9 protein-coding genes and 2 tRNA genes are annotated in these 9,631 nt (G+C 37.9%); 1 reads left to right on the top strand and 10 read right to left on the bottom strand.

Annotated elements, in window-relative coordinates:
- Positions 1-536 precede the first annotated feature (536 nt).
- Positions 537-1,130 (top strand): hypothetical protein, encoded by a 594-nt coding sequence (locus V7183_RS18245; protein ID WP_335360378.1) that lies wholly within the window; start codon positions 537-539, stop codon positions 1,128-1,130.
- Positions 1,131-1,770: 640 nt separating this feature from the next.
- Here the strand turns inward: V7183_RS18245 and V7183_RS18250 are convergent.
- The 10 genes from V7183_RS18250 to gerE form a co-directional block, all read right to left on the bottom strand.
- Positions 1,771-2,901: a site-specific integrase gene (locus V7183_RS18250; RefSeq protein WP_335360379.1), complete on the bottom strand. Its 1,131-nt coding sequence runs from the start codon at positions 2,899-2,901 to the stop codon at positions 1,771-1,773.
- 700 nt (positions 2,902-3,601) lie between these two features.
- Positions 3,602-4,600, bottom strand: coding sequence for a tyrosine-type recombinase/integrase (locus tag V7183_RS18255; protein WP_335360380.1), 999 nt, complete (start codon positions 4,598-4,600; stop codon positions 3,602-3,604).
- Between the two features lie 112 nt (positions 4,601-4,712).
- Positions 4,713-4,786: transfer RNA gene (locus V7183_RS18260), tRNA-Arg, on the bottom strand.
- Between the two features lies 1 nt (position 4,787).
- Positions 4,788-4,861: transfer RNA gene (locus tag V7183_RS18265), tRNA-Gly, on the bottom strand.
- A gap of 90 nt (positions 4,862-4,951) precedes the next feature.
- Entirely contained in the window at positions 4,952-5,458 is a 507-nt protein-coding gene (locus V7183_RS18270) for a metallophosphoesterase family protein (RefSeq protein ID WP_335360381.1), read from the bottom strand.
- Between the two features lie 13 nt (positions 5,459-5,471).
- Positions 5,472-6,080 (bottom strand): XTP/dITP diphosphatase, encoded by a 609-nt coding sequence (locus V7183_RS18275; RefSeq protein ID WP_335360382.1) that lies wholly within the window; start codon positions 6,078-6,080, stop codon positions 5,472-5,474.
- 10 nt (positions 6,081-6,090) lie between these two features.
- Positions 6,091-6,828: a ribonuclease PH gene (rph, locus tag V7183_RS18280; protein ID WP_097898136.1), complete on the bottom strand. Its 738-nt coding sequence runs from the start codon at positions 6,826-6,828 to the stop codon at positions 6,091-6,093.
- 130 nt (positions 6,829-6,958) lie between these two features.
- Positions 6,959-8,005, bottom strand: coding sequence for a GerMN domain-containing protein (locus V7183_RS18285; protein WP_097898137.1), 1,047 nt, complete (start codon positions 8,003-8,005; stop codon positions 6,959-6,961).
- A gap of 142 nt (positions 8,006-8,147) precedes the next feature.
- Positions 8,148-8,957, bottom strand: coding sequence for a glutamate racemase (gene racE / locus V7183_RS18290; protein ID WP_097898150.1), 810 nt, complete (start codon positions 8,955-8,957; stop codon positions 8,148-8,150).
- Between the two features lie 201 nt (positions 8,958-9,158).
- Positions 9,159-9,383, bottom strand: a complete 225-nt coding sequence (gene gerE, locus V7183_RS18295) for a spore germination transcription factor GerE (protein ID WP_000659494.1) — start codon at positions 9,381-9,383, stop codon at positions 9,159-9,161.
- Between the last annotated feature and the right edge of the window lie 248 nt (positions 9,384-9,631).

The raw sequence follows: 9,631 nt of genomic DNA on the forward strand, positions 1-9,631 counted from the left end.
GTATACTGGCGATTTCAAGTCCCGTGTTAAAAAAATACTGCGCGCATGTTTTCCGTGCCTGGGCGAGAGGTCGTCGAAGAGAGCGCCCCCGGCATTTTTTTTCGACTCGTGATTGCCCGCTTTTATGCAGTATTTCATTCATAGTTAGTTTACATAATTATAGTTATACGAAGTAACTTCAACGATTACAAAGGTAGATAAACGCCGTCATATCAACGTTTGTACACTTTTCGATTACTGCATATGATTTATAACGTTTATGCATCGATAAAGAACGTTGATTTAATGCGGTTTATACATCGCTTGCATAACAGGGATATGTATACGATATACACTACTTGAAGGGTGAGTTTCGGAGGGTGGACGTGCGTCACGAGCGTTCGGCTGGTGAAACGTACAGTCTAACGTTGAGAATAATCGATTTTGTTCAATTTTGTTAACTTTTCGCTAATAATAATTTGAAAAGTGCGTTAACGCATGTTAATATATAAACAACAATAAAAAATGTGCGGTATCGCATTTAAAGGAGGATTAAAATGATTTTAGATAAAGTAATCGGAGTAGAAGAAGCTGCGGTTTTATGGGACTTATCACCTGGATACATAAAAAATCTATGCGCAAAAGGTGATGTACTATCAAAAAAGATAGGCAAAACATGGGTAATCGATGCTACACAAGGACATCCCGCATTACGTTTGTATGTAAAGAATATACAAGGAAGCCCATTTCTAAAGGACGTATGCATAAGCGAGGATTCTAAAAACGTCGACATTCAATACGTTAATTCTTTTGAAGAATATGTCGCACTAAATGAAAAAGCAGGTAATGACGCTAAAGCATACGAAGAATACTTCGAAACAGGCGACAAGATTAATAAAATACTAACTCAAGAAAGTGCTCGTCTACTACGTCAATTTTCGTTTTTAGATAACGTTTCAATCAGTATTCCATACAAGGAACTAGTTTATGAAATTGAGTTGAATCGAGATAAATTAAACACTTATTTAGGTTACAAAATAGAAAAGTTAAGTGTACAAGATAGAACGTGGCATCAAGAGTTTCTACAAAAACATGCGTATCCAAAAGAGAGTAGAGCTAGGCTTGTAAATGAATTTGTAACAGTAAAATGACCCTACTAAGAAACTCCGTATATTTTGAAAAAAGTATCCTCTGTACAATAAAAATAGAAAAGGACTGCCTTTTGTATACAAAATAACTTTTGGAATCTATAAACAAGATGGGTTATAATACAAGTATATGAAAAAAGCCCATCGTATTGGCGTACGAAAGGCTTTTCGCAAGGTGGTGAATACATACATGGATGCAATCACCGTTACTGCGGTTTGTTCTTTACTCATGGTCGTTATGGGAATTATTAACATGAGCAAGGGAAAGAAGTAATATTTTTATCGAAAGTCTTTCAGCGTTGGCGCACTGAGAGGCTTTTTTCTTTATATAGTATTCCATGAGTACTTTCAAATATTCATTAAACTATAAAAATTACGTCTTATAAGACTTAGAATTCCTAGTACTATTATAACGTTGCTCTAAGCAACATTTCAACACTTAACATCAACTAAATGAAAACTTAACCTCAACCAAACGTTAATTAACATTAACAAGCGCGAGAATCCAAAGTACTCATACAATGCATAAATGAACGTACTGCACCCCTACCCCTCTCAGAAGTATGAACGCCACAACTTTCGAATTTAAGATTACTTAGGCTTAACGTCCTTTACCCTTTTTACTAGTAGAAGGAGGGCGGCTTCACCCAAATATCTCATCCAGCTTATCCGCTACCTCACGCTGCATTGTCGGCAGCACATGACTATAGGTATTCAAAGTAGTTTGAACGTCGGTGTGGCCAAGCCGTTCTGATATCAACTTTACATTAACGTTCTGTTGTATCAACATAGTCGCGTGAGTGTGACGTAGATCATGAAATCGTATTTTCGGTAGTCCGAGTTTCTCAGTCAAGCCGTAGAATTCTTTTCGCAAATTACGAGGAATCATCGGTCGGCCGTCACGTGTACATATTATTAAGCCATGATCCCGGTAATCTCGTTGATAGTATTTCTTCTCTTCAATTATTCGTTTTTGGTGCATTTTTAGTTCTTCTATTAGTTTCGCTGGAAAATGTACATTGCGTACACTCGCGTTATTTTTAGCACCAGATTTAATTTTAGCGGTCTGGGTTAACGTTTGTCTTACGTATATGATTTGATTCTGAAAATCGATGTCTGTCCATCTTAACGCCATAATTTCACCTTGCCGCATACCAGTTAATAACGCAATTACGAATACAATATAACATCTAGTAAGACGTTGAATTTTCTTCGATTCATCAATAAAATAGTTAACTTGCTCTAAGGTCCATACGTTTATTTCTGGCTTTTTTCTCATCTTCGGCAGCGTAATCCCTATTGTAGGATTATCTCTGATCAATTTTAAAATTTTAGCTTTTCGTAACGAAGCACTGATTATTCGATAGACGAGATGTACTGTCGCTGGCGAATAACCTACATCAATAACTAAATCGTTAACAAACTTTTGCATATGTATCGGTTCAATCTGTCTTAACTGAAAATGTCCTATCCTCGGTTTAATTACGTTTTCTAAGTACATTTTGTGAATTTCGTAAGTAGACTCTTGTAAATAAAATGATCGCTCTTTCATCCATTCGTCCACAAACGTAGCGTACGATAGTTTCGATAAGTCCGAATGCTCACCGCCTAATATTTCCGCTTTTAACTTCACCATAGCATCGTGGGCTTCACGTCTCGTTTTGAATCCCCTTCTACGGATTTGCCTCCTCTTTCCAGTCAACGGGTCCTTGGTATTATCGAAACCAAACATCCATTTACCTGTCGATTTATCTTTCGTTACTGTACCTCCCATATTTATCGATTCCCTTCGTTATATATTTCGTATTTTCCGCTTGACTTGGTCGCTCTGTCCTTGACTTTAAGGTTTTTCGGTTTTTATCATGCCGAAGCGAAGCCAGGATACGGCTGGCAGGCGGACTTGTCCCCTACTACGCAACGTTAAAAAATAAACGAAGCGCGTAAGAGAGACAAGCGTCTATGTTTTGCCATGCCTTGCTTTGCCTAGTATTCCGTATGTATAGACCCTATTCACTTGGCGACTCTCATCGCGCACGTCCTTCGCCTAAGACTTGTCCACTACACAAAGCCACCCCTGTGCGACAAGTTGAACGTGTTCCCTAGCACCGTAATGCTAATGGCTACCACCCGAACCTTTAAAGGTCGTTCTCACCTTCCCGCAACGCATGAATAGGAATACGTTACGGGGCGCTATCCTTGTAGAAGCGTACTCTGCACTTCCTGCACGACCGATAGCAAGCCAACGTCAGTTTTTAACGTGGTTTACAGGCAATTCCACGTTCGGAAATCCCGTACCTCAGCACCTAAAAATGGCAGCACTTAAGAAGCCTTGCATTTCCCAAGTTTTTTGGATAAAATGAAGGTACTGAATGTACGGGATTGTCCGTTATTTAGTTATATCTGAATTTTTTGGGTCACGGACTGCGCCAACAGTCTACCCTACGAGGAGCATCCGCCAAGATGCTCTTTTTTATTTACAAGAAATTCCGTAGACTTTCCGCTACTTCGTTTTTATCTAAATGTAGATAACGCGTTGTAACGGATATATCACTATGCCCTAGCGCTTTCGATATCAGCGCGACATTTGCACCTTTCTTTAGAAGGTTCTTAGCAAAACCTCTACGTATTGCGTGTGGATTAATATTTTTAAGTCCGTATTCTTTAGCGTGTTTAGTCATTCGTTTTGATATAATATTATTCGTCGGACTAGTTAAGACACTTCCTCCACTCTTCGTAATAAAGAGATATTCATTTTTCACGTTGTATTCTCTTCGAATAATTTCGTTTTGTTTCATAAGAACGTCTAGCAATCGTGCAAGAGTGTCGTCAAACGGCAGATATATTGATTCATGATTCTTAATAATACCGCCATCAACACTTAATACTTTCGCATCTAAATCGACGTGCTTATGCTCTAATTGCGCCAATGTACCGACGCGTATTCCCGTTTGATACATAAGTAAGATAGCAGTAGCATCTCGTAAATCTAAGAATCGTGTTAAATCGAGTACCGATAACAGGATATTAATTTCTCTATCCGTCGCACCTTCTTTAACAGGCGTATCTACTTTTATCTTCACATTGCGCCAAAAGTTAATATCAATCCACCCGTTATCGTGGCAACGTCCTAGAAACGCCTTTAAGCACTTTAAACGAGTTAATTTCGTTTGATTACTAACGTTCATAGACGATAACCACTCGTAAATATGATTAACGTTTAATTCTTCTAAGTATTGCGTATCTGTTATCTTCGTAAAGTGATTAACGTGTAAATAGTAGTCATTTATCGTACGCTCACGTAAGCCAGTCGCCTTCATTTGACGCACAACTATTTCGAGTGCTTTGTCGATTGTTAAATTAAATGTATAACGACCCTCTGCGGTCTCTTTCTTCCCTGGATCACTTTTCAATCTGTCGCTAAAAACATTCGATAAGTCTTCGCTAATCATTAAAGAATCACGTCTTTTTGACATAAAAAAATAAGCCCCCTAACTCGTTAGCGACCGCACATTGTACGATTCAACTTACGAATTAAAGAGCTTATATATTGCGGACTTTGACGTCACCGCAAAAGGTTTTAAAGGACGTCCCAGGAGAGATTCGAACTCCCGACCGACGGCTTAGAAGGCCGTTGCTCTATCCTGCTGAGCTACTGGGACATGGAGCGGGTGAAGAGAATCGAACTCTCGACCAGAGCTTGGAAGGCTCTTGTTTTACCACTAAACTACACCCGCATATTTTTTTCTGATGTCTTATCGACAATGTTTATTATATTTGTATGCGCAGATAAAGTCAATACTTTTTTAAAAAGAGGATAAATTTTCTTATCCTCTTTTTAAAATTGCTTGTTCAACAACCTGTCCATCCAATGTTTCAAAAGAAACTTCCATTTCATTTTCATTCATTTCTAACAAGGCAAATGTTTTTTCTATACGGGCACGTGGCAATAAAATGCTTCCTGGATTAATAAATAAAATCCCCTCATACATTTCCGCTCCTAGTATATGTGAATGCCCAAAGCATACAATATTCGCTCCTACCTCTTCTGCCCGATAAGCCAATGTCTGCAATGTCATTTTCACATTATGACGGTGCCCATGCACAATCAAAAAGCGTACGCCCTTTACATCAGTAACAATCTCATCCTTAAAGCTATTGCAGAAATCACAATTTCCCTTTACGATATGAAACCCTTGTACATTCGGATGATCTAATGTTAACTCTGAGTCACCGCAATGAATCATGACATCAACTTTGCCCTCATACATTTCTTTTAATTGTTGTAACTCCTTCACCGAGCTGTGACTATCACTTACGATCAAAGCCTTCATCAGTCTCTCTCCCTTACTCTCCTAAAAACCATTCTGGGATTTTTTCTTCTAACTTACGAAGTGCACGTCCGCGGTGGCTAATTTCATTTTTCTCATCTGAAGTTAACTCAGCCATTGCTCCTTTATATTCTTCTACATAAAAGATTGGATCGTATCCAAAACCATTTTCACCACGTAGCTGCTCTAAAATCTTCCCTTCACACGTGCCGCTTACAATGACCGGTTCTTTATCATCTTCTGGGAAAGCAACCGCTAGCGCGCAATAAAAACGTGCTGTACGTTTTTCCATTGAAATGTCCTCTAATTCTGTTAAAACCTTATCAATGTTCGCCTGGTCATCTTTTTGTTCGCCAGCATAACGAGCAGAGCGCACACCAGGATTTCCATTTAAAGCATCAATAATAAGACCAGAATCATCCGCAATAACAATCGCATTCAGCTGTTTACATAAACTGTCTGCTTTTAAAATTGCATTTTCTTCAAACGTTTCACCAGTTTCTTCTGCTTCTTCAATATGCGGGAAGTCATAAAGAGATTTCACCTCTAAATCAAATTTCTCAAATAGTTCCGCAAACTCACGAACTTTCCCCATGTTTTTTGTCGCAATAACAACTTCCTTCATATTTCCACCTCTACTCCATATGAGATACGATGTCACCTAATGCTTCTTTTTGTTTTTCAACAAGTTGTAAAATTCCTTGTTCTGCAGCATCAAGTAATTCATTTAATTCAGCACGGCTAAATGTCGCTTCTTCTCCAGTTCCTTGCACTTCAACAAACTGTCCTTTTCCGGTCATAATAACGTTCATATCAACATCAGCTTTAGAATCTTCTGCATAGTTTAAATCTAAAACAACACCTTGTTCTTCAACAATCCCAACTGATGTTGCAGCTAAATAATCTTTCACTGGAATCTTAGATACTTTTTCTGCTTGTAATAGCTTATCAAACGCTAATACCATTGCCACATAAGCACCTGTAATAGACGCTGTTCGCGTTCCGCCATCCGCTTGAATCACATCACAGTCAATCCAAACCGTTCTTTCACCAAGCGCTTCTAAATCCACAACCGCACGGAGTGCTCGTCCAATTAGACGTTGAATTTCCATCGTACGTCCCGTTACCTTTCCTTTACTAGACTCACGAATTGTACGTTGCTCAGTCGCACGTGGAATCATTGCATATTCTGCTGTTACCCAGCCTTTTCCTTCACCACGCATAAACGGTGGTACACGCTCTTCAATCGTTGCTGAACAAATTACCTTTGTATCTCCAACTTCAATGAGTACAGACCCTTCCGGATGTTTTAAATAATTTGTATGAATATGTACATGGCGTAATTCTGCTGCTCCTCTACCATCTACTCGCATAAAATAACCCCCTCATAACTACTACTTGTTAGTATAGCCAACTTTAAATATATGATATGTATAACAATAGAAGAAGGGGAACTCAAAAGCAATTCCCCTTTCTTACATAAGTATATCAAATTATTTGCGATTAAAAACTACCTGTATTCACGTTTTGTGGACGATCAACAGGTTTTGTTAGTTTCTCACCCTTCTCATTAACAAGATTTGCTTTTCCATTTACTTCAACAGAAACATTTTTCATCCCTTGTTTTTCTGTTAAAGATAAGACGAGCGCTTGCAATACATAATTTGAAATCATATTTTTATCTTTGTTTGCATATATATTTTCATTAAAATTTAATGTAACCTTTCCATCTTGTACTTTCGGTGTACTGACAAGCTTCACGTCAGGGTTAAAATCATTAAGTAAAGAAGAATGAGACGGCCCTTTTACAAGCTCATTTACAACCGTTTCCACTTCATTTTCTTTTCCCTCCGCAACACGGCGCGTTACCGGTACATAGTACTGTTGTTTATTATTTTGTGCCATGAAATAAAGTGTAACAGGTTTCGTATTTGTTACATCTGCCACTTGTTCATCATCAAAGTTAATACCATCAGCACGGCTCACAGCCTCACCGAGCGGCGTACCTCCAACAGGCATTTTCGCCAATTTCTCACCATTTATTTGAAATTTGACTTGTTTAATATCTTTAAATTGTGTTAACGTCCAAGCGACCGATTCAACGATTTGACGCTCTTCTTCTTTTTTATAGCTTTTCATTTCCTTTGAAAAATCAACAACCGCTGTCCCATCTTTTTTCAAATCAACGGACATCGTTGTATTCGCTGGAAGAACCGCCTGAAATCCATTTGGCAACAAATCCGTTACCGGACCATCCTTCACAAGGTATTCTAATGTTTGTTTCACAACTTCATTCTCTTTTGGCACAGGCATCGCTATTGTTTGTGGTACAACATAACCATTTTTATCAACAAGGTACAACTCTCTGTTTATCGTTTTTCCTTGTTTGTCCTTCTTTGCAGTGTCTTTCTTTTCACCTTCTGTATACGAAACTTTTTTCGGTGGATCAATTTGTTCTGTTTCTTTCTCCTTATTTAACAAACCGCATCCTGATAATAAAGCTGCGCTTACTGTGACACAAACAAGCCATTTAAAAGCGGATTTAGGCATACCAATTCCCCCTAAAATCTAAGTTTGTACTATATGTATACGAGCTTCTTATCGTTTTAGAACAAGCAATGACAACTTATATTACAATTTATAAAGTAAAAAAACTCCTGAATTCTCAGGAGTTTCTTATATGAATCTACTATTATCTTGTTTCTAAATGAATATGCTTCACATTTTCTATTGGCTGTCCGAACCATTTAGAAGCAATTTCTTTGAATAAATCTATTTTCCCTGTCGTTAGGAAAAGATGATCACTTTGTTCTTCTCTCTCATTTAACATCTTACTGTGGTATAAAATCGTACTTACTTCACGAGCTGTTTCATCACCTGAACTAATTAACTGCACTTTATCACCCATTACTCGTTTAATAACAGGTCCTAAAATTGGGTAATGTGTACACCCTAAAATCAGTGTATCGATTTCAGTATTTTTTAATGGTTGCAATGTTCCTCTAACAACCTCATATGCCATTTCACTCTCAAAGTTTCCACTCTCTACAAGTTCCACAAATGGCGGACATGCTAAACTCTCTACCATAACGCGGTTATTAATAGATTTTAACGCTTCTTCATACGCACCACTTTTCACTGTCCCGATTGTACCGATAACTCCAACATGGTACGTATTTGTTACTTTTAACGCTGTACGCGAACCAGGGTGAATGACTCCTACCACTGGAATTGGTAACTGTTTTTGCATCTCTTCTAATACAACTGCAGTTGCAGTATTACAAGCAATGACTAGCATTTTAATATTTAACGCTAATAGATGCTCCGTCATTTCCCATGTGAATTGACGCACTTCCTCCCGAGAACGCGGGCCATAAGGACAACGTGCTGTATCTCCTAAATATATAATACGCTCTTTTGGCAGCTGACGAATTAACTCCTTCGCTACTGTTAATCCCCCTACTCCTGAATCAATGACACCAATCGCTCTATTCAACATAATCACCCGTTTTCTCATTCATCATCTTTTTTTACTATTAGTATATCTTACATACTTTAAAATGTAATAAATCTAAAGTATCCTGTTAATCATTTTTTTAATATGTACCTGTATAGACCAGGACCTTTTTTATTTTGCTCCTTTTCTTCATAATTTGCAAGACAGAAAAATAGCCGACCCTTTATTAAAAGTCGGCTTCCTCTATTATAATTCGAGTTCTCCCATACGAAGAAGTTCAACAACCGCTTGCGAGCGTCCTTTAACCCCTAGCTTTTGCATTGCATTTGATATATGGTTGCGTACGGTCTTTTCACTAATAAAAAGTTCACTTGCAATTTCTTTCGTCGTTTTATCTTGAACCAGTAATTCAAATACTTCTCTCTCTCTCTTTGTGAGTAATGGTTTAGATTGATATGCTTTTTCCTTCAACTGGTATAACCCTCCTTGCTTAAGCCAGAGCTGTATATGTGTAAGTTGGGTGTTTATTTAGTCAAGATATTGTATGAATGAAATGTGCTGGTGGTGAATGAAAATAGGCTACATTTCGTGTGTTATTTCAGATTTACATACACTTTATACATTTCAACTCAAAATGTATGTATAAGATGATCATTGCATATAGAGTGAACTATATAAATTCATTATAATTTTTCGATATCTAAATCCCTGCTATGCAG

The sequence above is a fragment of the Bacillus sp. JJ1127 genome (genome assembly GCF_036965845.1).
Taxonomy (GTDB): Bacteria; Bacillota; Bacilli; order Bacillales; family Bacillaceae_G; genus Bacillus_A.

Coding starts and splice junctions, on each gene's coding strand:
- V7183_RS18245 (WP_335360378.1), top strand. CDS start 537: ATGATTTTAGATAAAGTAATCGGAGTAGAAGAAGCTGCGGTTTTATGG.
- V7183_RS18250 (WP_335360379.1), bottom strand. CDS start 2,901: ATGGGAGGTACAGTAACGAAAGATAAATCGACAGGTAAATGGATGTTT.
- V7183_RS18255 (WP_335360380.1), bottom strand. CDS start 4,600: ATGTCAAAAAGACGTGATTCTTTAATGATTAGCGAAGACTTATCGAAT.
- V7183_RS18270 (WP_335360381.1), bottom strand. CDS start 5,458: ATGAAGGCTTTGATCGTAAGTGATAGTCACAGCTCGGTGAAGGAGTTA.
- V7183_RS18275 (WP_335360382.1), bottom strand. CDS start 6,080: ATGAAGGAAGTTGTTATTGCGACAAAAAACATGGGGAAAGTTCGTGAG.
- rph (WP_097898136.1), bottom strand. CDS start 6,828: ATGCGAGTAGATGGTAGAGGAGCAGCAGAATTACGCCATGTACATATT.
- V7183_RS18285 (WP_097898137.1), bottom strand. CDS start 8,005: ATGCCTAAATCCGCTTTTAAATGGCTTGTTTGTGTCACAGTAAGCGCA.